Consider the following 25351-nt stretch of genomic DNA (forward strand, 5'->3'; position numbering starts at 1 on the left):
CAATCTTTGGCGTTGAGCAGGCATTGTCAACTCGGGTGAGCGCTGAAGATCCATTGATAGGCGGCCAGGCCCATCAGTTCGGCCTGATTCAGGTCTTCGAAGGTGAGCCTCCCGAGCTTGATTCTTTTGTTGGCCGGATTGGTGAAATCGACCATCGGTGCGTGCTGGGAGAGCATAGTGAATCCGCAACTGGCAATTGTGAAGTCGGCACGGATGAGGGCTTCTTCGATTGTCGACCGGGTGAAGAAGCGCAAGTGGGTGCGGTCCAGAATGCCCGCGTCGAGGTAATCCCACCGGCCATTGACCAGAGCCTGAACAATGTCCACGTTCTGAATGTTGGGTACGCTGACCACAATGGTGCCGCCAGGCTGGATGATGCGCCTGAGCTCCCGCAGCATCCGCCAGGGATCGGCGAGGTGCTCGAGGACGTCGGCGCAGACGATGCAGTCCACCGACTGGTCAGGCAAGGGGAGCGGGCCGGTTTCGACGTCCCCGACCAGCACAGCGTCCAACGAGCGGGCGGCCACGGCTGCCGCGTCGGAGTTCATCTCGATGCCGATGTAGTTGCAGTTCTGGCGTTGTTTGATGGCTGATCCCATGGCGCCGGCGGCGCAGCCGAGCTCGAGCACGTTGCGGGCGCTCTCCGGGACGACTTGGACGATCTCAGGGCGAGGGTGGGAGAAGTACTGCGAAGTGTCGGTACTGTCAACGGGAAGCGGTTCCGCCGGCCGCCACCGTTCCTCCGACGGTCCCAGTCGTGTAAGTAGCTCCGTTGTGGTCGGCATGGGCCGGTTTCACCTCGAGACGACGGTCAGTTGCATCGTCCGGTCCAGCTCGAGTTCCAAGGGAACTGGTGTCTTGTGATCCGGGCGGCCTGACTACAGTAATTGGAGCCCCACACTCGACCGTGAACCGTGCACGCGGTGTGTCGCCGCCCCAGGAGGCGAGAAAGTACTAAATAACCGCCGCATGCCTCTTCATTCTGCGATGAAATTATCATCGCAGACGCTGGCAGTAGCGACGGCACGCAGGGAATCGCCGCAGCGGTCGGCGCAAAGGTCATTCATGTGCCATGGGGAGATGGATTTTGCCGCTGCGCGTCATGCGAGCCTTGAAGCGTGTAAGGGCGTCAGCTGAGCAGTGTTGCCGGGCTGCCCCCGTTCGCCTCGTAGCCCGCCACCGCCAGGGCGCGGTAGACGGCGAACTCCGCGGCCGGGTCGGGGGAGAGGGACCAGGGGAGGGCGCCCACATGGCCGTCGACGTGTATCAGCTGGTTCATGGCCTCTGCCCAGCGCTCGGCGCGGACCAGGAAGAAGACCAGCAGATGGCGGACGTGCGCCGTCATCGGGTCGTCGGGGCGGGCGGCGTGCACCGCGTGGAGCGCGCCGTGGATGGCCTTGGTCACGACCTCGCTCTGGTAGAAGCTGCTGACCAGGTTCACCTCGGGGAGGTGCTCGAAGACCGCGAAGAGCGGCATCGCGGCGAGCAGGGAGCCCTGGGGTGCGCGCGCCGCGGCCGCCTCCGCGAAGGAGTACGCCAGCTCGCGCGAGCCGTGCCACTTCTCGCACCAGTAGTGCAGGGCCGCGAGATGGGCGCCCATGTGGGCCGGGTCCCGGTCCAGGATCTTCAGCCACAGCTTCTCGAACTCCGGCTGTGGGTACGCCAGTCCGCGTGCCACCGCCAGTTCGACGATGTGCGGAACCGGGTCGCCGGGAGCCAGCAGCGCGGCCTGTCCGCACGCGTCCCTGGCCTCCTCCATGATGATCCGGAATTCGTCCGTGCCCGGGGTCGAGGTGCGCCACGCCTGCTGTACCAGGAACTCCGCGTGCACGGCCGCGCCGCCCGCGTCCTTGGGCTGCTCGGCCCGCCACACCCGCAGCCACTGCCCGCCCGGAGTCTCATGGACCCCGCCGGGCCGCTGCTGCAGCTCCAGCGCCGCCGCGCCCGCGAAGGCCTGCACCCGCTGCCAGCGCAGCTCGCCCTCCGTCTCGGTGCCGGCCAGCAGCTGCGCGGCGGCCCGGTAGTCCTGGGTGCGTTGCACCAGGTCCAGGACGTCGAGCAGGTCCTGGTCGGGGCCGGGCATCCGGATGTCCAGCTCCTCCTCGCGTGCGAAGCCGTAGGTCGCCGGGTCCGCGGCGTCCGGGTGGTCCGGGTGGACACGCTCGATCATCCCGCGCCTGCGCCGCAGGACCGGGAGCAGTGCGAAGCTCAGCATGAGCAGCGCCATCAGGACCCAGAGAATCTCCATGGCTCAAGCGAACCAGACGCCGCCGACAATTGGCCAACCCGTCCGGCTCCGCCTGTGGAAAACCGTCCGGCCGGGCCGCCGCATGCACCGTCGCGTATGGGGAAAACCCTTGCTTCCAGCCGTGTGCGACCCGCTGTCCGGCAGCAGTGCCGCGGGCGCACTACCCTCGGTGCACATGAGCGACAGGCACATCAGTCAGCACTTCGAGACCCTCGCGATCCACGCGGGCAACACCGCCGATCCCCTCACCGGCGCGGTCGTCCCGCCGATCTACCAGGTCTCGACCTACAAGCAGGACGGCGTCGGCGGCCTGCGCGGTGGCTACGAGTACAGCCGTAGCGCCAACCCGACCAGGACCGCCCTGGAAGAGAACCTCGCCGCGCTGGAGGGCGGCCGTCGCGGCCTCGCGTTCGCGTCCGGTCTGGCGGCCGAGGACACCCTGTTGCGTACGCTGCTCAGCCCCGGCGACCACGTGGTCATCCCGAACGACGCGTACGGGGGAACGTTCCGCCTCTTCGCGAAGGTCGTGTCCCGGTGGGGCGTGGAATGGTCCGTCGCCGACACCAGCGATCCGGCAGCCGTACGGGCCGCCATCACCCCGAAGACCAAGGCCGTGTGGGTGGAGACGCCCTCCAACCCGCTGCTCGGCATCACCGACATCGCTGCCGTCGCTCAGATCGCCCATGACGCGGGGGCGAAGCTCGTCGTCGACAACACCTTCGCCACGCCCTACCTCCAGCAGCCGCTCTCGCTCGGCGCGGACGTCGTCGTGCACTCGCTCACCAAGTACATGGGCGGCCACTCGGACGTGGTCGGCGGTGCGCTGATCGTGTCCGACCAGGCGCTGGGCGAGGAACTGGCGTACCACCAGAACGCGATGGGCGCGGTCGCCGGGCCCTTCGACTCCTGGCTGGTGCTGCGCGGCACGAAGACGCTCGCGGTGCGCATGGACCGGCACAGCCAGAACGCCACGAAGATCGCCGACATGCTGAGCCGGCACGCGCGCGTGACGCGGGTCCTGTACCCCGGCATGCCGGAGCACCCCGGTCACGAGATCGCCGCCAAGCAGATGAAGGCGTTCGGCGGCATGGTCTCCTTCCAGGTCGAGGGTGGCGAGCAGGCGGCCGTCGAGGTGTGCAACCGCGCCAAGGTCTTCACCCTCGGGGAGTCCCTCGGCGGCGTCGAGTCCCTCATCGAGCACCCCGGCCGCATGACGCACGCGTCCGTGGCCGGTTCGGCCCTGGAGGTCCCGGCCGACCTCGTCCGCCTCTCCGTGGGCATCGAGAACGTCGACGACCTGCTCGAGGACCTGCAGCGGGCGCTGGGCTAGGGCCTGTCCCAGCAGCGGCGCCGGTTCACCAGCCGGTGATCGGTGGAGTCGTCTGGGAGGGCGGCTCCACCCAGGGCCGGGCCGTCACGGCCCACACGGTGAAGGCCACGGCCGCGGCGAACAGCATCAGCCACATGAGACGCCGGGCCACGGTCCTGCGGCGCAGCATGCGGCTCCCGCGCCGCACGACCTCCGCGTACAGCTCCGGCGGCACCGGGGGCGGCACCTGCTCCATGATCCGCCGCGCGGCGGCTTCGCGCTCTGGCCGGTTCACCTGTGCCTCCCGTCGTCCCGCCGCCTCACGACGGTGCCACCTTCGCGCCCATCACGGCCGGTGGCTGCCCCCGGCGCGGATGCAGCAGAGTGGCCGTCGCCCGGTCGCAGATCGCATGGACCCGTTCCGGCGGGAGTCCGAGCAGCGCCGCCACCTGCTCCTCGGCAACCCCCTCGTACAGCCGCAGGACGAGGATCAGGCGTTCCTGGGGGCTGAGGACGGCCAGTGCGCTTCTGGGATGCGGGCGGCCGCGGCCGAGCCCGCCGTACTGGTGCCAGGCCCCGCGTGCGAAGCGCGTGGCGAGGTACTGGCGGGCGCGGTCGTACGGGTCCTCGCCGCGCAGCCGGTCCCAGCACGCGTACGTGTGCGCGAGGGCCAGGGTGAGCAGCCGCCGCGCGCGCGGGTTGCCGTCCGGCGCCTCCGCGGTCAGCAGCGTGGCGGCATGCAGCAGCCGCCCTGCCGCGCCCGCGACGAATGCTTCGAACTCCCGGGCCCGGCGGGCGCTTTGGGACGCCTGCCGTTCTCGCACCGCGCCTCCCGCCTGAGGGGGCCCTGCCGGTACGGAATGCGGAACCGTGTACGACCAGGACCCGGTCTCATATGAGGCCAGCGGCGGCCCGGGGTCAAGAGCCCGGCGCTCAGGAGGCCGGCGGAGTCTCCGGTGCGGGCACGCCCGGGACGGCCATCCGCGTGGAGAGGGCGGTGTTGAAGCGCGTGAGGAGCGTGCAGAACGCCTCGCGCTCCTCCGGCGCCCAGTCGTGTGTCAGCTCGGCCATCAACTGACGCCTGGACGAACGAACTTCCTCCAGCCGGGACAGCCCGCGCGGGGACAGCTGGAGCACCACCGCCCGCCCGTCCTCGGGGTGCGAGGTGCGCTTGACGAGCCCGGTGTCGACCAGGGGGGCCACCTGCCGGGTGACGGTCGACGAGTCGATCCCCATGCTCGCGGCGAGCGCCTTGACGCCCATCGGTCCTTCCTTGTCGAGGCGGTTCAGCAGCAGGTACGCGGCGCGGTCCATGGAGTTGCGCACCTGTCCGACGCCACCGAGCCGGGTCTGTTCGGCACGGCGGGCGAAGACCGCCACCTCGTGCTGCAGCGTGTCGAGGAGACCGGTGTCACCGACGGTCGTCATGTCCATCGACATTTCAGGTGTTGTGGGCATGGCCGGGGGCTCGCTTCATGAAGAGTGCTGGGTTGGGGGACAGGGTACGCGGCCGGGGGGCGGGCCGTACCAGGGCTGCGCAATCCGGTCTCGGAGCTTGGTCACACCAGCTGTGCGCGACTGTGAACTGCGAGACTTGTGTCATGAGCTACAGCACGGCTGACTCCTTGCGGCCCGTCACCCTCGACGACGTGCGCGGCGCCCAGAAGATGCTCACGGGTGTGGCGCGGGTGACCGCGATGGAGGGCAGCAGGCATCTGTCGCAGCTGGTGGGCGCGCCGGTCCACCTCAAGTGCGAGAACCTCCAGCGGACGGGGTCCTTCAAGTTGAGGGGCGCCTACGTCCGTATCGCCGGCCTGCTGCCCGAGGAGCGCGCCGCCGGTGTTGTCGCCGCGAGCGCCGGGAACCATGCGCAGGGCGTGGCGCTGGCCTCCGCGCTGCTCGGCGTGCACGCCACCGTGTTCATGCCGCGGAGCGCCCCGCTGCCGAAGATCAGCGCGACCGGGGACTACGGCGCCGAGGTGCGGCTGCACGGTCAGGTGGTCGACGAGACGCTGGCCGCGGCACGGGAGTACGCGGAGGAGACGGGCGCCGTCTTCATCCATCCCTTCGACCATCCCGACATCATCGCGGGGCAGGGCACGGTCGGCCTGGAGATCCTGGAGCAGTGCCCGGAGGTGGGCACGATCGTCGTCGGTATCGGTGGCGGCGGGCTCGCGGCCGGTATCGCGGTCGCGGTGAAGACGCTGCGGCCGGACGTGCGGATCGTCGGCGTGCAGGCGGCGGGCGCGGCCGCGTACCCGCCCTCGCTCGCGGCGGGGCGGCCGGTGGTGATCGAGAACCCGGCGACGATGGCCGACGGCATCAAGGTGGGGTGTCCGGGCGACGTGCCGTTCGGGATCATCGCCGACCTGGTGGACGAGGTCCGCACGGTCACCGAGGACCAGCTGTCGGCCGCGCTGCTGCTGTGCCTGGAGCGGGCCAAGCTGGTCGTCGAACCGGCCGGCGCGAGTCCGGTCGCGGCGCTGCTGGCCGAACCCGGAGGCTTCCCCGGGCCCGTGGTCGCGGTGCTCTCCGGCGGGAACGTCGATCCGGTGCTGCTCCAGCGGGTGCTTCGCCACGGCATGGCCGCGCAGGGCCGCTACCTGGCCGTCCGGCTGCGGCTGACGGACCGGCCGGGCGCCCTCGCCACGCTTCTCGGGGTGTTGTCAGTGGTGGACGCTAACGTCCTCGACGTGAGCCATGTACGGACCGATCCACGGCTCGGGCTCACCGAGGCGGAGGTGGAGCTGCACCTGGAGACAAAGGGCCCGGCGCACTGCGCCGAGGTCGGCCAGGCCCTGCGCGAGGCGGGATACACGGTCATCGATTGAGGTCGGAGACCTCGCCGACACTTTTCCGTCACCTTGCTCGGGCAACGTCGAGCCCGTCACTCGTTCGGGCCATGACGAGAAAATTCCATTGAGTGACGCGATACATCGCGTTATGGTCTGTTGCGCAGCCACCCCCAGCCTTTTCGCCCCATCCCCAAAGACGTGGAGATTCATATGCCAGGCGCCATCTACGCCGAAGGCCTGGTGAAAACCTTCGGCGACGTAAGGGCACTGGACGGCGTCGACCTCGATGTCCCCGAGGGCACGGTCCTCGGCCTGCTCGGGCCGAACGGCGCCGGCAAGACGACGACCGTCCGATGCCTGACGACCCTGCTCCGCCCCGACAGCGGCAAGGCCGTGGTCGCGGGCGTGGACGTCCTCAAGCACCCCGACACCGTCCGCCGCTCCATAGGCCTGTCCGGTCAGTTCGCGGCGGTCGACGAATACCTCACCGGCCGCGAGAACCTGCAGATGGTCGGCCGGCTCTACCAGATGGGCGCGAAGGCGGCGAAGGCCCGCGCGGTGGAGCTGCTGGAGCAGTTCAACCTCACGGACGCCGCCGACCGCCCCACCAAGACCTACTCCGGAGGCATGCGCCGCCGGCTCGACCTCGCGGCCGCACTCGTGGTGTCGCCGCCCGTGATGTTCATGGACGAGCCGACGACGGGCCTCGACCCGCGCAACCGCCAGCAACTGTGGGACGTCATCAAGCAGCTGGTCTCCGGCGGTACGACCCTGCTGCTCACCACGCAGTACCTGGAAGAGGCCGACCACCTGGCCCACGACATTGCCGTCGTCGACCACGGCCGTGTCATCGCCCAGGGCACCTCCGACCAGCTCAAGGCCCGCACCGGCGGCGAGCGCGTCGAGGTCGTCGTGCACGACCGCGAGGACATCCCGACCGCCGCCGAGGTGCTGAGCGGCTTCGGCAAGGGCGACACCACGGTCGAGGAGCACACGCGCAAGCTGACCGTCCCCGTCACCGGCGGTGCCAAGCTGCTCGCCGAGGTCATCCGGGAACTGGACACGCGCGGCATCGAGATAGACGACATCGGACTGCGCCGCCCCACCCTCGACGACGTCTTCCTGTCCCTGACGGGACATGTGGCGGAGGAGAACGACGAGGGCAACGGTGCCTCGAAGAAGACCGGTGACCGGAAGAAGAACAAGGAGACCGCGAAGTGAGTGCCGTAACCGACGCGACGCCGGTCGCGGCCCCCCGCAACCCGTTCAGCCGGTCCCTCCGCGACTCGCTGATCGTCGCCCAGCGCAATCTGATCCGTATGTCCAGGATCCCGGAGATGGTCATCTTCGGGCTCATACAGCCGATCATGTTCGTGGTGCTGTTCACCTATGTGTTCGGCGGATCCATGAAGATCGGCACCAGCACCAACGCGGTCGACTACAAGAACTTCCTGATGGCGGGCATCTTCGCGCAGACCGTCACGTTCGCCACCGCCAGCTCCGGTGCCGGCATCGCCGACGACATGCACAAGGGCCTCATCGACCGTTTCCGCTCCCTGCCCATGGCACGCGGCGCGGTGCTGACCGGGCGCACGCTCGCCGACCTGGTCCAGACGGCGCTGACCCTGCTCGTCCTCGCCGTCGTCGCCCTGCTGGTCGGCTGGCGCACGAGCACGTTCGGGGACACCAATGCCGCGAGGATCTTCGGTGCCTTCGGCCTGCTGCTCCTGCTCGGATACGCGTTCACCTGGATCGGCGCACTGATCGGTCTGACCGTCCGCACCCCGGAGGCGGCCACCTCCGGCGGGCTGATCTGGCTCTTCCCGGTGACCTTCATATCCAACGCGTTCGTGGACACCAGCAATATGACCCCGTGGCTGCGCCACGTCGCGGAGTGGAACCCGTTCAGCGCCACGGTCCAGGCGTGCCGTGTGCTGTTCGCCAACCCCGGCCAGTCCCACTCGGACGCCTGGCCCATGCAGCACCCGGTCTGGGCCTCGCTGATCTACTCGATCCTGATCGTCGTCGTCTTCCGCACGCTGGCAGTCCGGAAGTACCGCTCGGCCACCGCATGACGAGGCCCCCGGCGTCTCGCGGACGCCGGGGGCTCGCCGGGAAACCGGCAGCCGGGATCAGCCCGAGTAGGGCTCGGCCTTGAGGATCCGCACCGAGGCCTTCTTGCCGTTCGGCAGTTCGTACTCCGCGTCCTCGCCGACCTTGTGGCCGATCACGCCGGAACCCAGCGGGGACTGCGGCGAGTACGTCTCGACATCGGCGCTCGCGTACTCGCGCGACGCGAGCAGGAACGTCATCGTGTCGTCCTCGTCGCCGTCGAAGGCGATCGTCACGACCATGCCGGGCGCCACGGCACCGTCCGCGGAGGTCGGAGCCTCGCCGACCTTGGCGTTCTCCAGAAGCTGGGTCAGCTGGCGCACACGGAGCTCCTGCTTGCCCTGCTCCTCCTTGGCCGCGTGGTACCCGCCGTTCTCGCGCAGGTCGCCCTCCTCGCGCGCGGCCGCGATCTTGGCGGCGATCTCCGTGCGCGCAGGACCAGACAGGTACTCCAGCTCGGCCTTGAGCTGGCTGTACGCCTCCTGGGTCAGCCAGGTGACGTTCTCGCTGGTCTGGGTCACAGGTGCTCCTCGTAGGTACTGGGAATACAAAGCATCGCCCTACCCAGAAGAATGTTCCTTCACGGATGGGCGAAACCACGAGCCTAACAATTCAACGGCTGAAGGGGGAGGACATAAGCCATCAGAATTACATCAACGCAGGTCAGCGCGGACGCGCCGGGGCGATGTCAGCCGGCGTGGCAGCCGAGCAGCTCGGCCGTCGTGCCCCGGGCCGTTGTACGGAGCGTCACGACCTTGTCGATGCGTGTGGCCGAACCGGTGAAGCGGAAGTCCGCCCGGCCGACCTCCGTGCCGTCCGCGCTCTGGGAGCGCAGTGTGCAGTAGCCGTCGACGCCGGCGTCCTTGTGGACCTCCAGATGCACCTCGACCGCACTGTCCGAAGCCTTGAAGGCGATCACCTGCGCGCTGATCTCGTTCTTTGCGACGTAGTGGTAGGCGAAATAGCCGACCAGTGCCAGCAGGACCGCGCCGAGCGCGATCCCGGTGATCTTGAGTCGGCGGTCGGAGCGCTCGTCCGAGGAACGGCCGTAGCGGCCCTCGGGCAGCCGCGTGCTCGCCGTACTCATGATCGTCCTCTCGGCAGGTCGGGACATACGCCCCGAAAAGGGACTCCGAGGCCGGACCCCGGAATTATTCGCCCCCCGATTCGGTCACTATAGAAGCGCCGATCGCACCCGAAGACACCCGGGCGCCGACTTACTGAGGATTGAGTCTTGACTGATCAGTTGCGACTGATGGCCGTTCATGCGCACCCCGACGACGAGTCGAGCAAGGGCGCGGCCACCATGGCGAAGTACGTGTCCGAGGGGGTGGACGTGCTGGTGGTGACCTGCACGGGCGGGGAGCGCGGCTCCATCCTCAATCCCAAGCTGCAGGGCGACAAGTACATCGAGGAGCACATCCACGAGGTACGCAAGAAGGAGATGGACGAGGCCCGCGAGATCCTCGGCGTCGGGCAGGAGTGGCTCGGCTTCGTGGACTCCGGCCTGCCCGAGGGAGACCCGCTGCCCCCGCTGCCCGAGGGCTGCTTCGCCCTGGAGGACGTCGACAAGGCGGCCGGCGAGCTGGTCAAGCAGATCCGCTCGTTCCGTCCCCAGGTGGTCACCACCTACGACGAGAACGGCGGCTACCCGCACCCCGACCACATCATGACCCACAAGATCTCCATGGTGGCGTTCGAGGGCGCGGCGGACACCGAGAAGTACCCGGAGTCCGAGTACGGCCCCGCCTACCAGCCGCTCAAGCTCTACTACAACCAGGGCTTCAACCGCCCCCGCACCGAGGCGCTGCACAAGGCGATGCTCGACCACGGCCTGGAGTCGCCCTACGGGGAGTGGCTCAAGCGCTGGAAGGAGTTCGAGCGCAAGGAGCGCACGCTCACCACGCACGTGCCCTGCGCCGACTTCTTCGAGATCCGCGACAAGGCGCTGATCGCCCACGCCACGCAGATCGACCCCGACGGCGGCTGGTTCCGGGTTCCGCTGGAGCTCCAGAAGGAGGTCTGGCCGACCGAGGAGTACGAGCTCGCGAAGTCTCTCGTCGATACCTCCCTCCCCGAGGCCGACCTCTTTGCGGGCATCCGCGACAATGCCTGACATGAGCGCGAGCCTGGCACTGACGCACCTCGTCCCCCTGGCCAAGGAGGTCGACGAGAACAAGGTCACCCCCGGCGTCCTCGGCTTCATCGTCTTCGCGGTGATGGCCCTGGCCGTGTGGGGCCTGATGAAGTCCATGAACAAGCACATGGGGAAGGTCGACTTCAAGGAGGCCCCGGACCCGAAGGCGGAGTCCGGGACCTCCGTGGCCGACCCGAAGGCGCAGCGGGGCTGACCCAGGGCGCGGGGCCGACCCAAGGCGCAGGGCCGACCGGTGTCACTGCCTGGCCGGCACCGGGACCCCCATGACCTCCCGGGCGTGCCGGTCCGGCACCATGCCGAGCCGCCACGCCTGCCAGCCCGCCTCGAGGTTCACGCCGCGCTCCAGCAGCAGCGCGTACGCCGCGGTGTACTCGTCCAGCTTCCTGTCGCGGGCCCGGTGCGCGGTGCGGGAGAGCTGGGCCAGCTCCTCCTGGGCGACGGCCGTGCCGACCTCCACGCCGCCGGGCGCGGCGTAGGGGAGCATGGTGCAGCGCAGGAAGCGGGCCCAGTCCTCGCCGCGGCGGTCGCCGTACCCGGTGAACAGGCCGATCGCCTCGTCGCACAGGGCGAGGGCCTGCTGGGTGCGGGCGTTGCCCGCGTCCACGACCGCCAGCTCCAGGCAGGTCCAGGCCTCGCCGTGGGCCACGCCGATGCGCTGGAAGTCGGCGCGGGCGTCGACGAGCAGCTGCCTGGCGAAACCCGAGTTCCGCAGCGAGCCCGTCTGCGCGGCGCGCTGGTCCCGGGTCACCCGGGCCGAGTGGTGGCGGGCGCAGGCCAGGCCGTAGACGTCGCGCATACGGGAGAACATCGTGCGGGAACGTTCCAGCTCGCGGACCGACAGATCCAGGTCGCCCGTCTCCTCCAGCGCCTGGCCCAGGTAGTAGACCGTCCAGGCCTCGCCGCGCACGTCCTCGTTGTCGCGGTGCCGGGCGGCCGCCCCACGCAGTCCGTCCACCGCCGGGGACGGGTCGCCGGCCACCAGCCGGGCACGGGCCAGCTGGGTCAGCGCCCAGGCCTCGCCGCGGGCGTCGCGGGTACGGCCGTAGCGTTCCAGGGCTGCCCGCAGCTCTTCCTCCGCACGCGGCACGTCCCCCGTCCGCAGCCCCAGCTGGCCCAGCTGGAAGTGGGCCCACGCCTCGCCGTGCACGGATCCGCCCTCGCGGTGCAGGACCAGGGACCTGCCGAGCAGGTCCAGCGCCTCCGGCAGCCGGCCGCGGTCGCGCTGGACCGCGGCCAGCGCGTGCATCGTCCAGGCGCGGTCCGTCGCCAGTTCGGGCGCCGCCTGCAGATCCAGGGCCTCCTGCAGCTTCGCCGCCGCCTCCGTGAGATTGCCCTGGTGGTGCAGCGTGATGCCGAGCGAGCACAGGGCACGGGCGGCGCCCGCGTCGTGATGCGCCTCCATGTAGAGATCGACGACGGAGGTCAGGGTGGTACGGGCCTTGTCCAGCTCGCCCAGCTGGCGGGCCGCGATGCCGGTGCGCCACTGCACCGAGCGCACCAGCAGGCCCTGGTCGACGGCCTGTGCCAGTTCGCTGATCTCGCCGAGGCGGTAGAGGTCGCCGCGCAGCAGGCAGTAGTCGCACAGCGCGCCGAGCAGGTTCAGTACGGCCGCCTGGTTCACGCCCTCCGCGTGGCGCAGGGCCGCCGTGATGAAGCTCGACTCGTCGTCCAGCCAGCGCAGCGCCTCGTCGAGGGAGGTGAAGCCGTGCGGGCTGAAGCGGTCCGAGCGGGTGGACACATTGCCGTCGACCAGACGCAGCACGGAGTCGGCGAGTTCCGCGTAGTTCACGATCAGGCGCTCCTGCGCGGCCGTACGCTCGGCAGGCTCCTCCTCGTCCAGGAGACGGGCCTGGGCGAAGGCGCGGACCAGATCGTGCAACCGGTAGCGGCTGCCGCGGACATGGTCGATCAGCCCCGCCTGCGCGAGCGCCACCAGATGGCGGGTCGCCTCCGCCTCGTCCGTGGCGAGCAGGGCGGCGGCCGCCGCCGCGCCGAGCGAGGCGCGGCCGGCGATGGCGAGTCTTCTCAGCAGCCGGCGCCCGGACTCGGACTGGTCGCTGTAGCGCAGCCACAGCGCGCGCTCGACCGGTTCCACCGGTCCGTACGCCGCCAGGTCCGTGGCCAGCCGGCGCGGTGAGCGCGGGCCCAGGGCCGAGCCGGCGATGCGCAGCGCCAGCGGCAGCCCGCCGCACAACTCCCTGATCCGGTCGGCCGATTCGGCGTCGTAGGGCCCGGACATCTCCTGCGCGGCCGCACCCAGCAGTTCCTCGGAGCCGGCCGCGTCCAGCGACTCGACCGGGAGGTGGTGCACCCAGGCCGAAAGGTCCGCGGGCAGGTCGAGAGCTTCCCGGGCGGTGACCAGGACCAGGCTGTCGGAGCGCTCGGGGACGAGCGTGCACACCTGCTCGGGGTCCGAGGCGTCGTCCAGCACGATCGTCACCGGAAGGCCCGTCAGATGCTGGTGGTACAGCTCGCTCAGTCGCTTGACCTGCTGGTCCGGGGAGGAGCGCTCGCGGAACAGGAGCTGTTCGCGGGGCGCGCCGAACCGGTTGAGCAGATGCAGCAGGGCGTCGCGGGTGGGCAGCGGCGGTTCGTCCCGGCTGTCACCGCGCAGATCGACGACGACGGCGCCGCGGAAGTGGTCCTTGAGGTCGTGTGTGGCGCGGACGGCGAGCGTGGTGCGGCCGGAGCCGGGCGTCCCGTGCAGTACGACCACGGTCGGCCGGGTCTCCGTGGCCGCCCTGGCCGCCTGCACCCACTGCCGGATCCGGGCCAGCTCCTGCCGCCGCCCCGCGAACGGCCCTTGCGGCTCCGGAAGTTGGCCGAACGACTGCTCCAGCACCGTACGCCTGCGAGCCGCCGCGCTCTTGTCCGAGCCGCGCAGCCGAGGGCCGGTCTTCTTCGGGCCGGTGGAGGCGCTGAGCACCCGCTGCTGGTCGAGGAACGGGCGGATGCCGCGCACCTCCAGTGCCGTCAGCCACTGCAGGCGCAACTGCTCGGGGCCGCCCGGCTGTCCGACGGCTCCGGCGCGGTGGTGGGCGGCGGGCAGATGGGAGCCCGCCACCTTCACGACGGTGGCGGCCGCGCCCACGACGCCCACGGCCACGCCCGCGCCCACCGCAGTGCCCGCGCCGGTGCCGAGGGAGAGGTCGGCCACGGTGGCGGCGACCGCGGCAACGGCCGCTATCAGCAGGGGAGTTCCGGCACCTTCGCGTGCGTAGCGCTGTCCGAAGGTCTGCCGTCCCGCATCGGCCTCGTCCAGGCGGCGTGTATAGGCCTCGTACTCCTCCGCCGCGGTCTGGGCCATGGCGTCCAGTGCGCCGCGCGCCCGTGACAGCAGTACCTGTCCGTCCACGCGCCCGCCCGAGCGCCGTACCTCCTCCTCCACGGCCCGGACCACCAGCCGCTCGGCCTCCGCCCGATGGCTGTCCCGCATGTCACGTCCCCCTCCGGCGGCAACTCCTTTGACTACGAGTGTCCTTCGGGGGAGGCGGGAGCGCGAGGGGGCGACGATCACTGACTCCACTTCCGTGACCCTGAGTCCACTCGATCGTTCTTGTTGGAGTCGCTCTGGTTGTCGAACGGGGGTCTTGTGGACGATCTTGTGGCGCACTGTGGGCCTGGGCTGAATCGCGTGACGTCCTATGCCCGTACGTCGGAGGATTTCCGCCAGCGGGACGGGCACGGGGTCCGTCATCAGTTGCGGATCAATGAACGAATCGCTCATGAGCACGGCTGTCAGGTGGTCGCCGTGTACACCGACAACGGATGCACCGCATCGAAGCCGGGAGTGGCGAGACCTGGGTTCGACCGTCTCCTCGGCGACCTGAAGCGTGGCGATGTGGCGGACGGGCGGGCGCTCGACGGGGTCGTCTGCGTCGCGACGACCGCCTGTATCGGCGCCCTGAGGATCTCGCCCGATTCTTCGCCGCGCTGACCAGTCGGCCTGGCCGTGTCTACGTCGATCAGCGAGGCGTCCGGGATCCCTACTCGCAGGACCGCGCCCGTTCGGCTGGCTCGGGGACAGGATCACGCTGCATCCCGAAGAGTCCACGCTGGTCGAGCAGACGATCAATGAACGCATCGGTGGAAAGGCTGCCCGCGCCATCGCTGGGACTACTCGCGGGTAGAGCCCCTGTGGCGTCTCCCGGATCACAGCCCATCGACCGCGGCGGTCGGCTGATGGGCGGCCTTTCTTGCGACGGTCTGGACCATGTGGGGCAGGATGGGGGTATGCCGAACCGATTGGCTCATGAGACGTCCCCGTACCTGCTCCAGCACGCTGACAATCCGGTCGACTGGTGGCCTTGGTCGGAAGAGGCATTCGAGGAAGCACGGCGGCGCGAGGTACCAGTGCTGCTCAGTGTCGGCTATTCGAGTTGTCACTGGTGCCATGTCCTCGCCAGTGAAAGCTTCGAGGACGATGTCACCGCCGCCTTCATGAATGAGCACTTCGTCAGCGTCAAGGTCGACCGCGAGGAACGCCCCGACGTCGACGCCGTCTACATGGAGGCCGTCCAGGCCGCGACCGGGCAGGGCGGCTGGCCCATGACCGTGTTTCTCACGCCGGACGCCGAACCCTTCTACTTCGGCACCTACTTCCCGCCCGCCCCCCGCCACGGCATGCCCTCCTTCCGGCAGGTGCTGGAAGGGGTCCGGCAGGCCTGGAGTGAGCGGCGCGACGAGGTCACCGAGGTCGCCGGGAAGATCGTGCGGGACCTGGCCGGACGCGAGATCGACTACCAGACCGCGCAGGTCCCCGGCGAGGAGGAGCTCGCCCGGGCACTCCTCGGGCTCACCCGCGAGTACGACCCGCAGCGCGGCGGATTCGGCGGCGCGCCGAAGTTCCCACCGTCCATGGTCGTCGAGTTCCTGCTGCGCCACCACGCGCGGACCGGCTCCGAGGGCGCGTTGCAGATGGCGCGGGACACCTGTGAGCGCATGGCGCGCGGCGGCATCTACGACCAGCTCGGCGGCGGCTTCGCCCGGTACTCCGTCGACCGCGACTGGGTCGTGCCGCACTTCGAGAAGATGCTCTACGACAACGCGCTCCTGTGCCGCGTGTACGCCCATCTGTGGCGGTCCACCGGCTCCGACCTCGCCCGCCGTGTCGCCCTGGAGACCGCCGACTTCATGGTCCGTGAACTCCGCACGAGCGAGGGCGGTTTCGCCTCGGCGCTCGACGCCGACAGCGACGACGGCACGGGCAGGCACGTCGAGGGCGCGTACTACGCCTGGACGCCCGACCAGCTCCGCGAGGCCCTCGGGGACGACGCCGAACTCGCCGCCCACTACTTCGGGGTGACGGAGGAGGGCACCTTCGAGGACGGGCAGTCGGTGCTGCAACTCCGGCAGGACGAGGGAGTGTTCGACGCCGCGAGGATCGCGTCCATCAGGGGGCGGCTGCTCGCCACGCGTGCCGAGCGTCCGGCCCCCGGCCGTGACGACAAGATCGTGGCGGCCTGGAACGGGCTGGCCGTCGCGGCGCTCGCCGAGACCGGCGCCTATTTCGACCGCCCCGACCTGGTCGAGGCCGCGGTCGGCGCCGCCGATCTCCTCGTACGGCTGCACCTGGACGACCACGCACACCTGGCCCGCACCAGCAAGGACGGCCGGATCGGTGCCAACTCCGGTGTGCTGGAGGACTACGCCGACGTCGCCGAGGGCTTCCTCGCGCTGGCATCCGTGACCGGGGAAGGCGTGTGGCTGGAGTTCGCCGGACTGCTCCTCGACCATGTGCTCACCCGCTTCACCGACCCGGACAGCGGCGCCCTGTTCGACACCGCCGCCGACGCCGAACGGCTCATCCGCCGGCCGCAGGACCCCACCGACAACGCCACCCCCTCCGGCTGGACCGCCGCCGCGGGAGCCCTGCTGAGCTACGCCGCCCAGACGGGTTCCGAGCCGCATCGCGCCGCGGCCGAAAGGGCGTTGGGCGCGGTGAAGGCGCTCGGGCCGCGCGTGCCGCGGTTCATCGGCTGGGGGCTCGCCGTCGCCGAGGCACTGCTCGACGGCCCGCGTGAGATCGCGGTCGTGGGTCCCGCGCTCGACGACCGGGCGACAAGGGCCCTGCACCGTACCGCACTCCTGGGTACCGCGCCCGGTGCGGTGGTCGCGTTCGGTTCACCGGAAAGCGACGAGTTCCCCCTCCTCGCCGACCGTCCGCTGATTGGCGGCGAGCCGGCCGCTTATGTCTGCCGTAACTTCGCCTGCGACGCCCCGACGACCGATCCGGAACGGCTGCGCACGGCGCTGAACAGCTGAAACGACATAGGCCCAACTGTCGTAAACGTGACTAGCGTTCGAATTGCTCACCGAGGGCGTGATTGTGAGGAAACACGCTCTTCACTGAAAAGGCCTGCGCGCTTCACAGAACACTCATAATCTCTCCATCGTGACGCGACGGGCGGGATGCCACGTCGCGCCGGGGGGATATGGGGATCTGGGGGGATCTTTTTGCTCACGTCTGTCTTCATTGCTGCCGTCTCGCTTGCGTTGTTCTGGATGGCGGCCTTCACCTTGTGGTGGCAGATGCACGCGTGGCGCACGCCCGAAGTGCTCGCCTCCACCCGGTTCAGCAGACCGGACGGGGACGAACATCTGTCGTTCTCGCTGTTGCTGCCGGCGCGGCACGAACAGGCCGTGCTCGACCACACCATCCAGCGGCTGCTGGAATCCACGCACACCGACTTCGAGATCATCGTGATCGTGGGGCACGACGACCCCGAGACCACGGCGGTGGCCAACGCGGCCGCCGAGCGCGACCCGCGTGTCCGTGTCGTCGTCGACACGCACGAGAAGAAGAACAAGCCCAAGGCCATGAACACGGCGCTGCCGCACTGCCGCGGCGACGTCGTCGGGGTCTTCGACGCCGAGGACCAGGTCCACCCGGAACTCCTGGCCCACGTCGACCACGCCTTCCGGACGACGGGGGCCGACGTGGTCCAGGGCGGCGTCCAGCTCATCAACTTCCACTCCAGCTGGTACAGCCTGCGCAACTGCCTGGAGTACTTCTTCTGGTTCCGCTCCCGGCTGCACCTGCACGCGCAGAAGGGGTTCATCCCGCTCGGCGGCAACACCGTCTTCGTCCGCACGGACGTGCTCAGGGAAGCCGACGGCTGGGACCCCAACTGCCTCGCCGAGGACTGCGACCTGGGCGTTCGCCTGTCCAGCGTCGGCAAGAAGGTCGTCGTCGCCTACGACTCCGACATGGTCACCCGCGAGGAGACGCCCGGCTCGCTGATGTCGCTGCTGAAGCAGCGCACCCGCTGGAACCAGGGCTTCCTGCAGGTCTACCGGAAGAAGGACTGGAAGCAGCTCCCGGGATTCGGGCAGCGGCTGCTCGCCCGGTACACGCTGATGACGCCGTTCCTGCAGGCCTTCTCCGGAGTCGTCATACCGCTCAACGCCGCCGTGGCGCTCTTCCTGGACGTCCCCGTCGGGGTCGCCTTCCTGACCTTCCTGCCCCTGGTCACCGCCGCCGTCACCTTCGTCTTCGAGGTGGTCGGGCTGCACGACTTCGGCAAGCAGTACGGCCTCCGTGTCCGCCTCGTCCACTACGTGAAGCTGATCGTGGGCGGCCCTTTCTACCAGGTCCTCCTCGCAGGGGCCGCGATCCGCGCCGTATGGCGTGAGCAGCGCGGCCGTAACGACTGGGAGTTGACCACCCACGTCGGCGCGCACCTCACCGCGGCCGAGACGACCCGAGAGGACGTTCCTGCGTGACCTCCACCCTTCCCGTGGTGACCGCTCCGAAGGTCCCCGCGCAGCGCCGACCTGTACCCAAGGAGCGTTCGACCGGTCGAACAACGCCGCCGAGCCGACTCCGCTCCTCCCGTTCCGACCTGCTCCTGTGCGGAGTGCTCCTCGTGGCGATCCTCGTCGTCCAGGGCTGGAACATCGCCGACTACCCGACCCTCAGCGACGACGAGGGCACCTATCTCGCCCAGGCCTGGGCCGTGCAGCAGGGCAAGGGCCTGGCCCACTACACCTACTGGTACGACCACCCGCCGCTGGGCTGGATCCAGATAGCACTGCTCACCTGGATCCCGTCCGCGGTCAGCCCGGGTTCGATGACCGTCGGCAGCATGCGCATCGCGATGCTGGTGATCAGCGCCGTCAGCGCGGTCCTCGTCTATGTCCTCGGGCGTCGCCTGTCGCTGCCCCGCTGGGCGGCCGGGCTCGGCATGGTGCTCTTCGGGCTGTCGCCGCTCGCCGTCGTGCTCCAGCGCGAGATCTTCCTCGACAACATCGCCGTGATGTGGCTGCTGCTGGCGTTCTGTCTCGCCGCCTCGCCCAGCCGGCACCTGTGGCACCACTTCGGTGCGGGACTCGCGGCCGCCGCGGGTGTGCTCACCAAGGAAACGATGCTCGTCGTCCTGCCCGCCCTGCTGCTCACCATGTGGCGCCACAGCCACCGCGACACCCGTAAGTTCGCCCTCACCGGAGCGATCACCGCCTGTGTCCTGGCCGGCTTCTCCTACCCCCTCTTCGCCCTCCTGAAGGGCGAGCTGCTGCCGGGCAGCGGCCACGTGTCACTCTGGGACGGCATCAAGTACCAGATGTCCAGGCCGGGTTCGGGCTTCATCCTCGACACGTCGTCCGGCTCGTACGGAGTGCTCCACTCCTGGCTGTACTACGACCGTGTGCTGCCCCTCGGCGGCCTGGCCGGGGCGCTGCTGCTCCTCGTCACCTGGCGCTGGTCGGTCACCGCCCGCGCCCTCGCCGGACCGGCGCTGACCGTGGCGATCCTGGCCCTGGTGGCGATGCGGCCCAACGGCTACCTGCCCGCCATGTACGTCATCGGTGCCCTGCCCTTCCTCGCGCTGGTGCTCGCCGGGGGCACCGCCTCCGTGGCCCACGCCGTGCTGCGCAGACGGCGGTCCGCGAACGAGAACCGGTATGTCACCGCGGGCCGGTACGCGCTCGCCGCCGTCCTCGCCGTCGCCGCCGGCGTCTATGTCGTACCGCACTGGTACGACGGCGACCGCACCGCCGTCACCGCCGACGCCAACGCCTCCTACCGGCAGGCCTCGAAGTGGCTCGGCAGCAAGGTGGGCGACCCGGGGCACACCCGGGTCCTCGTCGACGACGCGCTGTGGCTGGACCTGGTCCATCACGGCTACCAGCCCGGCCTTGGCGCCATCTGGTTCTACAAGGCCGACCTCGACCCGGCCGTGACGAAGACCATGCCGCACGGCTGGAAGGACATCGACTACGTGGTCGCCTCGCCGACGGTCCGGCGGGACGCCCGCGACCTGCCCAACGTCAAGGCCGCCATCCAGCACTCCACCCCGGTCGCCACCTTCGGAAGAGGACCCGACCGCATCGAGATCCGGAAGATCCAGACGGCAGCCGCGGGAGGCGAGCGATGAGCAGCCACGAGTACACGGTCCCCGGTGAGCTGGGCGATCCGGCCGTCCAGGGCGCCGAGGTGGCCGAGCCCGGTGCCGTCACCATCGTCGTACCGACCTTCAACGAGTCCGCGAACATCCGGCAGTTGCTGCACCAGATCACCGAGTCGGTGCCCGCCCGGCTGCCCTGCGAGGTCGTCTTCGTGGACGACTCCACCGACGACACGCCCGAGGTCATCCGGCAGGCCGCGCAGGACTGCCCGTTCCCGGTGACCGTGCTGCACCGCGAGGAGGCGGTCGGCGGACTCGGCGGGGCGGTGGTCGAGGGCCTGAAGGCGGCCGCCTCGGAGTGGATCGTCGTGATGGACGGCGACTGCCAGCATCCGCCGTCCCTGGTACCGGAGCTGATCGCCACCGGCGAGCGATCGAACGCCGGGCTCGTCGTCGCCTCCCGGTACATCAAGGGCGGCAGCCGGGCCGGGCTCGCCGGCAGCTACCGGGTGGCCGTCTCGCGCGGGGCGACCTGGCTGACCAAGTCCCTCTTCCCGCGCAAGCTGCACGGCATCAGCGACCCGATGAGCGGCTTCTTCGCCATCCGGCGCAGCGCGGTCACGGCGGAGGTACTCAAGCCCCTCGGCTACAAGATCCTGCTGGAGCTCGCCGTGCGGAGCCGGCCGCGTGCGGTCGCCGAGGTGCCGTTCGTCTTCCAGGACCGGTTCGCCGGCGAGTCCAAGTCGACCGCCCAGGAGGGCTTCCGCTTCCTGCGTCATCTGGTCGGCCTGCGCACCGCCTCACCGGTCGCCCGCATGGTCGCCTTCGGCCTGATCGGCGCCACCGGCTTCGTGCCCAACCTGGCCGGCCTGTGGGCACTGACCGTGCTGGGCATGCACTACGTCCCCGCCGAGATCCTCGCCAATCAGTTCGGCGTCGCCTGGAACTTCCTGCTCATCGAGCACCTCCTGTTCCGCGACCGGCGCGCGCACCGCCGCTGGTGGGACCGCGTCGGCCGGTTCGCGCTGCTCGCCAACGCCGACCTGGTGCTGCGTATCCCGTTGATCGCGCTGCTCGTCGACCGGTTCGGGATGGGCGCGCTGCCCGCCACCGCGCTCGCGCTGGTGACGACCTTCGTCCTGCGCTTCGTCGGTACCGAAGCGCTGGTCTACCTCCCGCGTCGCGGGAGGGCCCGCACCGCAGCAAGGAGAGCCGTGTGAACCTGCACCGAAGAAGGACGGCACTGGTCGGGGTCGGGGCCCTGACCGCCGGTCTTCTCCTCACCTCACCGCAGTCCGCCGAGGCCGCCAACCTCGTCAAGAACCCGGGCTTCGAGTCCGCCGGTACGGACGACATGCCGTACTGCTGGGAGAAGTCCGGCTGGGGCAACAACGACTTCAGCTTCGCCACCGTCTCCGACGCCCACTCCGGTTCCAAGGCCATGAAGGTCACGCTCACCCGGCGGGTGGACGGGGACCGCAAGGCGCTGATCACCGAGTCGACCCAGTGCGCGCCGGTGGTGACGGCCGGCAAGCAGTACGACCTGTCCCTCTGGTACAAGTCGACGACACCCGACACCGCCATCACGCTTTTCCGGCACGACACGACGGCGGGCTGGCAGTACTGGACCGACCTGAAGACCCTCGACATGGCGTCGGGCTACACCCAGGCCACCGTCCGCACCCCCGAGGTCCCGGCGGGCACCGACCGCATCACCTGGGGTGTGTCGGTGTACGGCACCGGCTCGGTGACCACCGACGACTACACCATGGAGCAGGTCCCCGACACGCTCCCGCCTCCGCAGTGCACGGGCACGAGCGACCAGTGCGCCAACGGAAGCTGGTCGGTGCTCCCGACGCAGAACCCGGTCCGCTCGATGCACTCCGTCGTCCTGAACAACGGCAAGGTGCTGCTCATCGCCGGCTCGGGCAACAACGAGGAGAACTTCAACGCGGGCTCGTTCACCAGCGCGGTGTACGACCCCGCGAACGGCACCTACAAGGTCATCCCCACGCCGAAGGACATGTTCTGCGCGGGGCACATCCAGCTCCAGGACGGGCGCGTGCTCGTCATGAGCGGCAACAAGGCGTACCCGGTCGCGGGCGGGCACGGCTACGAGGGCTTCAAGGACTCGTACATCTTCGACCCGAAGACCGAGACCTACAGCAAGACCAACGACCTCAACGACGGCCACTGGTACCCCTCGGCGACCGAGCTGGGCAATGGTGACGTCATCTCCTTCGGCGGTCTGCGCGAGGACTCGTCCGGTTCGGTGACCGCCGAGTACTGGTCGGACAAGGACCAGGCGTGGCAGCCGTTGTGGAAGGTCAACCAGACCTGGTCGTTCTGGGGCCTGTACCCGTCGATGGTCCTGATGCAGGACGGCCGCCTCTTCTACTCGGGCAGCCATGTCTTCGGCAACAACATCCCGGGCACCGGGTCGGCGATCTACGACTACAACGCCAACACGGTCACGCAGATCCCGGGCCTGCAGAAGAAGGACGAGCGCGACCAGTCGGCGAGCGTGCTGCTGCCCCCGGCGCAGGACCAGCGGGTGCTGACCATCGGCGGCGGCAACATCGACACCAACCCGGACGGCAACCGGCTCACCGACCTCATCGACCTCAAGCAGGCCAACCCGTCGTACGTCGCCGGGCCGCCGCTCCCGCAGGGCACGGTCGACCTCGGCAACGGCAAGGTCCCCGAGACCGGCGCCCAGGGCAAGATGTACGTCTCCGCGGTCCTGCTGCCCGACGGCAAGGTCCTGGAGACGGGCGGCGCCCTGCACAACCGGGCCAATCCGGTGTACGAGTCGTCGATCTACGACCCGGACGCCAACACCTTCGACCCGGTGGCCGCCGACCCCGAGGCCCGTGGCTACCACTCGTCGGCGTTCCTGCTGCCCGACGGCCGGGTGATGGCCACCGGTGACAACCCGGGCAACGGCAGCTGGAACCACAACGTGTCGATCTACACCCCGCCCTACCTCTACAAGGGCACCCGGCCCACGATCACCTCGGTGATCAACCAGGAGTGGAAGTACGGCGACACCCAGCGGATCACGGTGGACAGGCCCATCGCCAAGGCGGAGCTGATCCGCCCGGCCGCGGTCACCCACTCCTCCGACCCGAACCAGCGGTTCGTCGACCTGCCCCTCTCGGTGGACGGCAACAACGTCGACCTGAACGTGACGAGCAACCCCAACCTGGCACCGCCCGGCTGGTACATGCTGTTCGCGGTGGACGCCAACGGAGTGCCGTCGGTGGCCAAGTGGGTGCATCTGCAGGGCCCGGCCGCGCTCAGCGCCACCGCCGCCTCGGCGCACGTCCACTCCTTCGCCGACTCCCTCGAGGGCAAGGTCGCAGGGCCCGGCAAGAAGCGGTCGTCGCAGAAGGTCAGCACCACGATCTCCGGCTGCGACCGGCACTACGGGTCGGTCAACGTCTGTGTGCCGACCGTCTTCCCGCCGACGGTGAAGAGGACGACGGCCGCGCGCTGCAACTGGCTGAAGCAGAACCACTACGGCCGGCTCAAGGTCAACGGCAGGGACGATCCGCTCGGTCTCGACCGCAACCGGGACGGGGTCGCCTGCGGAAAGGCGGACGTCAGCGGCCGTAGCTGAGGATCACCAGGGCCAGCAGCGACTGGGCGCTCCACTGGAGCACCACGGCCGCGGCGCGTCCCTTGGTCCCGCGGCGTCGCGGCCACGCCAGGGCGAGCAGGCCCGCCGCGACGGCCGTGAGGAAAGTGCCGTACACGAGTGCCCCCGGGACCTGGGGGCACTCGTTGTACGTGATGCAGCGGGTGCCTCGCTCGGTGGCGGCCACGCCGATCGCGGAGAGGAAGACGGTGGGGATGAGCAGAGCCAGTCCCCACACCGACCACCGGGTGGTTAACCGGCCGGGAGCCGGTGCCTGCGGGCGCTTCGCTGTCGTCATGACCTCAGCCAACCGGTCCGGGCGGTCCCGGGTGATCGGCTCGCGTACTCAGCCCCGCTGGGTACGCATGCTCAGCGCCTGCTCCACGACTGCCTCCAGCTGGTCGTGGTGCGCGCCCTTCCAGTACGCGCGCCCGCATTCCCGGCACTGCGCGAAGACGTCGTACGACCGCTGCGTCCCGCCCTTCAACTGGTGCGCCACCTCGTCCTTGGTGGCCTCCTTCAGCAGCCCGTTGCACGCCGTGCAGCGCGTCCAGGGACGCAGTTCGGGCGCGAACCGGTCGAGGACGTCACGGAGTTGGTCTTCGGGGCGGGTGCTGTAGACATAGGCGCCCGCCCACAGTTCGCGGCGGCGCAGCAGGCCGCGGTCGCGGCTGAGCATGACCCGCTTCTCGGCGGCGGAGCGGGTGGCCAGCGCCGGGTCGCCGATGTCCGTGGACTCGTACGCCGTGTCCACGCCGAGCAGGCGCAGCCGGCGGGCGAGGGTGCCGAGGTGGACGTCGAGGAGGAAGCGCAGGGGAGCGCCGGGGACTCGCTGGGGCCGCTCGACCGCCCGTACGCTCACGGACTCGCCGGCCGTCGGAATGTGCGACACCGGCACCGGCCGGCCGTCCACGACCAGCGCGCCGACCTCGGTGAGCGGGACCCCGAGGGACTCGATGACATGGCCGAGGGTCGAGACGCCGTCGGTGGCGAGGGCGGTGCTGCCATGGCGGCGGCTGTTCGGGACGAACAGCCGGAGCTCGGGAGCTACTTCGACGTGGATCTCGGGTCCGTTCACCCCGTCAGGATGTCATGGGCGAGCGGCGTGGGCTCAGGGGTTTTCCCTGGGCAGGCCGTGCTCCAGGACGTCCAGGGTGCGGTCGACGAGGGCCGCGAAATCGTCCCGGTGACCGTTCGCGGCCCAGTACAGGGAGGTCTCCATCAGGCCGCCGACCAGGGACATCGCGTAGACCCGCACCTCCAGGCTCTCCGGGTCCCGGCCGGTGCGCTCGCCGATGGCCTGGCAGAGCATCCGGCCGGTGACCGACATGCTCTCCATCATCCGCGAGCGCACCGCGGGGACCTCGACCATCAGCCGGGTCCGCAGCCGGGTCACCCGGGCATCCTCCTCGACGCCGAGCTGGACGGCCCGGCGCATCACATACCGGACGGACTCCGTCCAGGGTTCCTCCGCGGGCCGCGCCCTCAGTTCGTCCAGGACGATCGGGTCGTACTCGTCCGTGAGGACGATGTCCTCCTTGGTCGGGAAGTACCGGAAGACGGTCGACGGCGACACCTCGGCGCGCTCGGCGATCTGATCGATCGTGGTGGCGTCGTACCCCTGCTCCTCGATCAGTTCATAGGTCGCGGTGCGGATCGCCTCGCGGGTCTTGATCTTCTTCCGCTCGCGGAGTCCCAGTCGGGAGCGGTCGGTGGGAGGAGAGGTACGTGCGGCCGTCATGGTG

At 69.7% G+C, this 25351-nt stretch carries 23 protein-coding genes; 12 read left to right on the plus strand and 11 right to left on the minus strand.

The features are described from left to right. Positions 1–26: 26 nt before the first annotated feature. Together Q8A52_RS01275 and Q8A52_RS01280 are read right to left on the minus strand one after the other, a co-directional pair. Positions 27–785 (minus strand): class I SAM-dependent methyltransferase, encoded by a 759-nt coding sequence (locus Q8A52_RS01275; RefSeq protein WP_316747812.1) that lies wholly within the window; start codon positions 783–785, stop codon positions 27–29. 344 nt (positions 786–1129) lie between these two features. Beyond that, positions 1130–2248 (minus strand): hypothetical protein, encoded by a 1119-nt coding sequence (locus Q8A52_RS01280; protein ID WP_316747814.1) that lies wholly within the window; start codon positions 2246–2248, stop codon positions 1130–1132. A gap of 175 nt (positions 2249–2423) precedes the next feature. Between Q8A52_RS01280 and Q8A52_RS01285 the strand changes: the two genes are divergently transcribed. Continuing rightward, positions 2424–3578, plus strand: coding sequence for a cystathionine gamma-synthase (locus tag Q8A52_RS01285; RefSeq protein ID WP_316747816.1), 1155 nt, complete (start codon positions 2424–2426; stop codon positions 3576–3578). A 25-nt stretch (positions 3579–3603) separates the two neighbouring features. Here the strand turns inward: Q8A52_RS01285 and Q8A52_RS01290 are convergent, their stop codons facing one another. The 3 genes from Q8A52_RS01290 to Q8A52_RS01300 all read right to left on the minus strand — a co-directional run bounded on the left by Q8A52_RS01290 (position 3604) and on the right by Q8A52_RS01300 (position 4997). Next, positions 3604–3852 carry a hypothetical protein gene (locus Q8A52_RS01290; RefSeq protein WP_316747819.1) on the minus strand — a complete coding sequence of 83 codons (249 nt, stop codon included), beginning with the start codon at positions 3850–3852 and terminating at the stop codon, positions 3604–3606. Between the two features lie 25 nt (positions 3853–3877). Further along, complete coding sequence (locus Q8A52_RS01295; protein ID WP_316747821.1) at positions 3878–4381, minus strand: sigma factor-like helix-turn-helix DNA-binding protein; 504 nt, start codon at positions 4379–4381, stop codon at positions 3878–3880. 109 nt (positions 4382–4490) lie between these two features. Continuing rightward, complete coding sequence (locus Q8A52_RS01300) at positions 4491–4997, minus strand: MarR family winged helix-turn-helix transcriptional regulator (protein WP_316747823.1); 507 nt, start codon at positions 4995–4997, stop codon at positions 4491–4493. Positions 4998–5158: 161 nt separating this feature from the next. Here Q8A52_RS01300 and ilvA point away from each other — a divergent pair, with 161 nt between their 5' ends. From ilvA to Q8A52_RS01315, 3 genes are all read left to right on the plus strand, one after another. Continuing rightward, the gene (ilvA, locus tag Q8A52_RS01305; RefSeq protein WP_316747825.1) at positions 5159–6388 is read left to right on the plus strand and encodes a threonine ammonia-lyase; all 1230 of its coding nucleotides are present in this window, start codon (positions 5159–5161) and stop codon (positions 6386–6388) included. Positions 6389–6562: 174 nt separating this feature from the next. Next, on the plus strand, positions 6563–7573 hold the full coding sequence (locus Q8A52_RS01310; RefSeq protein ID WP_316747828.1) for an ATP-binding cassette domain-containing protein: 1011 nt from the start codon (positions 6563–6565) through the stop codon (positions 7571–7573). Beyond that, positions 7570–8427, plus strand: a complete 858-nt coding sequence (locus Q8A52_RS01315) for an ABC transporter permease (RefSeq protein ID WP_316747830.1) — start codon at positions 7570–7572, stop codon at positions 8425–8427. Before Q8A52_RS01310 ends, Q8A52_RS01315 begins: the two co-directional genes overlap by 4 nt. Positions 8428–8484: 57 nt before the next feature. Here Q8A52_RS01315 and greA read toward each other — a convergent pair whose 3' ends face one another. Both greA and Q8A52_RS01325 read right to left on the minus strand, forming a co-directional pair. After that, positions 8485–8985 carry a transcription elongation factor GreA gene (gene greA, locus Q8A52_RS01320; protein ID WP_316747832.1) on the minus strand — a complete coding sequence of 167 codons (501 nt, stop codon included), beginning with the start codon at positions 8983–8985 and terminating at the stop codon, positions 8485–8487. A gap of 167 nt (positions 8986–9152) precedes the next feature. After that, complete coding sequence (locus Q8A52_RS01325) at positions 9153–9551, minus strand: DUF4307 domain-containing protein (RefSeq protein WP_316747835.1); 399 nt, start codon at positions 9549–9551, stop codon at positions 9153–9155. A 147-nt stretch (positions 9552–9698) separates the two neighbouring features. Here Q8A52_RS01325 and mca point away from each other — a divergent pair, with 147 nt between their 5' ends. Together mca and Q8A52_RS01335 are read left to right on the plus strand one after the other, a co-directional pair. Then, positions 9699–10580: a mycothiol conjugate amidase Mca gene (mca, locus tag Q8A52_RS01330; protein WP_316747836.1), complete on the plus strand. Its 882-nt coding sequence runs from the start codon at positions 9699–9701 to the stop codon at positions 10578–10580. 1 nt (position 10581) lies between these two features. Further along, positions 10582–10815 carry a hypothetical protein gene (locus Q8A52_RS01335; protein ID WP_316747837.1) on the plus strand — a complete coding sequence of 78 codons (234 nt, stop codon included), beginning with the start codon at positions 10582–10584 and terminating at the stop codon, positions 10813–10815. A gap of 42 nt (positions 10816–10857) precedes the next feature. Here the strand turns inward: Q8A52_RS01335 and Q8A52_RS01340 are convergent, their stop codons facing one another. Continuing rightward, positions 10858–14058: a tetratricopeptide repeat protein gene (locus Q8A52_RS01340; protein WP_316747838.1), complete on the minus strand. Its 3201-nt coding sequence runs from the start codon at positions 14056–14058 to the stop codon at positions 10858–10860. Between the two features lie 156 nt (positions 14059–14214). On the opposite strand from Q8A52_RS01340, the gene Q8A52_RS01345 reads away from it, so the two are divergent. From Q8A52_RS01345 to Q8A52_RS01370, 6 genes are all read left to right on the plus strand, one after another. Next, complete coding sequence (locus Q8A52_RS01345) at positions 14215–14559, plus strand: recombinase family protein (RefSeq protein ID WP_316747841.1); 345 nt, start codon at positions 14215–14217, stop codon at positions 14557–14559. A 296-nt stretch (positions 14560–14855) separates the two neighbouring features. Then, positions 14856–16886, plus strand: a complete 2031-nt coding sequence (locus Q8A52_RS01350; protein ID WP_316747843.1) for a thioredoxin domain-containing protein — start codon at positions 14856–14858, stop codon at positions 16884–16886. A gap of 192 nt (positions 16887–17078) precedes the next feature. After that, positions 17079–18347, plus strand: coding sequence for a glycosyltransferase (locus Q8A52_RS01355; RefSeq protein WP_316747846.1), 1269 nt, complete (start codon positions 17079–17081; stop codon positions 18345–18347). Further along, positions 18344–19996 (plus strand): ArnT family glycosyltransferase, encoded by a 1653-nt coding sequence (locus tag Q8A52_RS01360; protein WP_316747847.1) that lies wholly within the window; start codon positions 18344–18346, stop codon positions 19994–19996. The genes Q8A52_RS01355 and Q8A52_RS01360 overlap by 4 nt, the downstream gene beginning before the upstream one ends. Then, positions 19993–21186, plus strand: a complete 1194-nt coding sequence (locus tag Q8A52_RS01365; RefSeq protein WP_316747850.1) for a glycosyltransferase family 2 protein — start codon at positions 19993–19995, stop codon at positions 21184–21186. The genes Q8A52_RS01360 and Q8A52_RS01365 overlap by 4 nt, the downstream gene beginning before the upstream one ends. After that, the gene (locus tag Q8A52_RS01370; protein ID WP_316747851.1) at positions 21183–23588 is read left to right on the plus strand and encodes a galactose oxidase-like domain-containing protein; all 2406 of its coding nucleotides are present in this window, start codon (positions 21183–21185) and stop codon (positions 23586–23588) included. Before Q8A52_RS01365 ends, Q8A52_RS01370 begins: the two co-directional genes overlap by 4 nt. Here the strand turns inward: Q8A52_RS01370 and Q8A52_RS01375 are convergent. From Q8A52_RS01375 to Q8A52_RS01385, 3 genes are read right to left on the minus strand one after another with little or no spacing between them, the layout of a single operon-like run. Next, a complete protein-coding gene (locus tag Q8A52_RS01375) occupies positions 23572–23904 on the minus strand; it encodes a hypothetical protein (RefSeq protein WP_316747853.1) in 333 nt (110 codons plus the stop codon). The two genes, Q8A52_RS01370 and Q8A52_RS01375, sit on opposite strands and share 17 nt — an antisense overlap. Before the next feature lie 48 nt (positions 23905–23952). Next, positions 23953–24684 (minus strand): Mut7-C RNAse domain-containing protein, encoded by a 732-nt coding sequence (locus Q8A52_RS01380; RefSeq protein WP_316747855.1) that lies wholly within the window; start codon positions 24682–24684, stop codon positions 23953–23955. A 33-nt stretch (positions 24685–24717) separates the two neighbouring features. Next, entirely contained in the window at positions 24718–25347 is a 630-nt protein-coding gene (locus Q8A52_RS01385; RefSeq protein WP_456300738.1) for a TetR/AcrR family transcriptional regulator, read from the minus strand. Positions 25348–25351 lie beyond the last annotated feature (4 nt).

The sequence above is a fragment of the Streptomyces herbicida genome (genome assembly GCF_032656585.1).
In the GTDB taxonomy this organism is placed as follows: Bacteria; Actinomycetota; Actinomycetes; order Streptomycetales; family Streptomycetaceae; genus Streptomyces; species Streptomyces herbicida.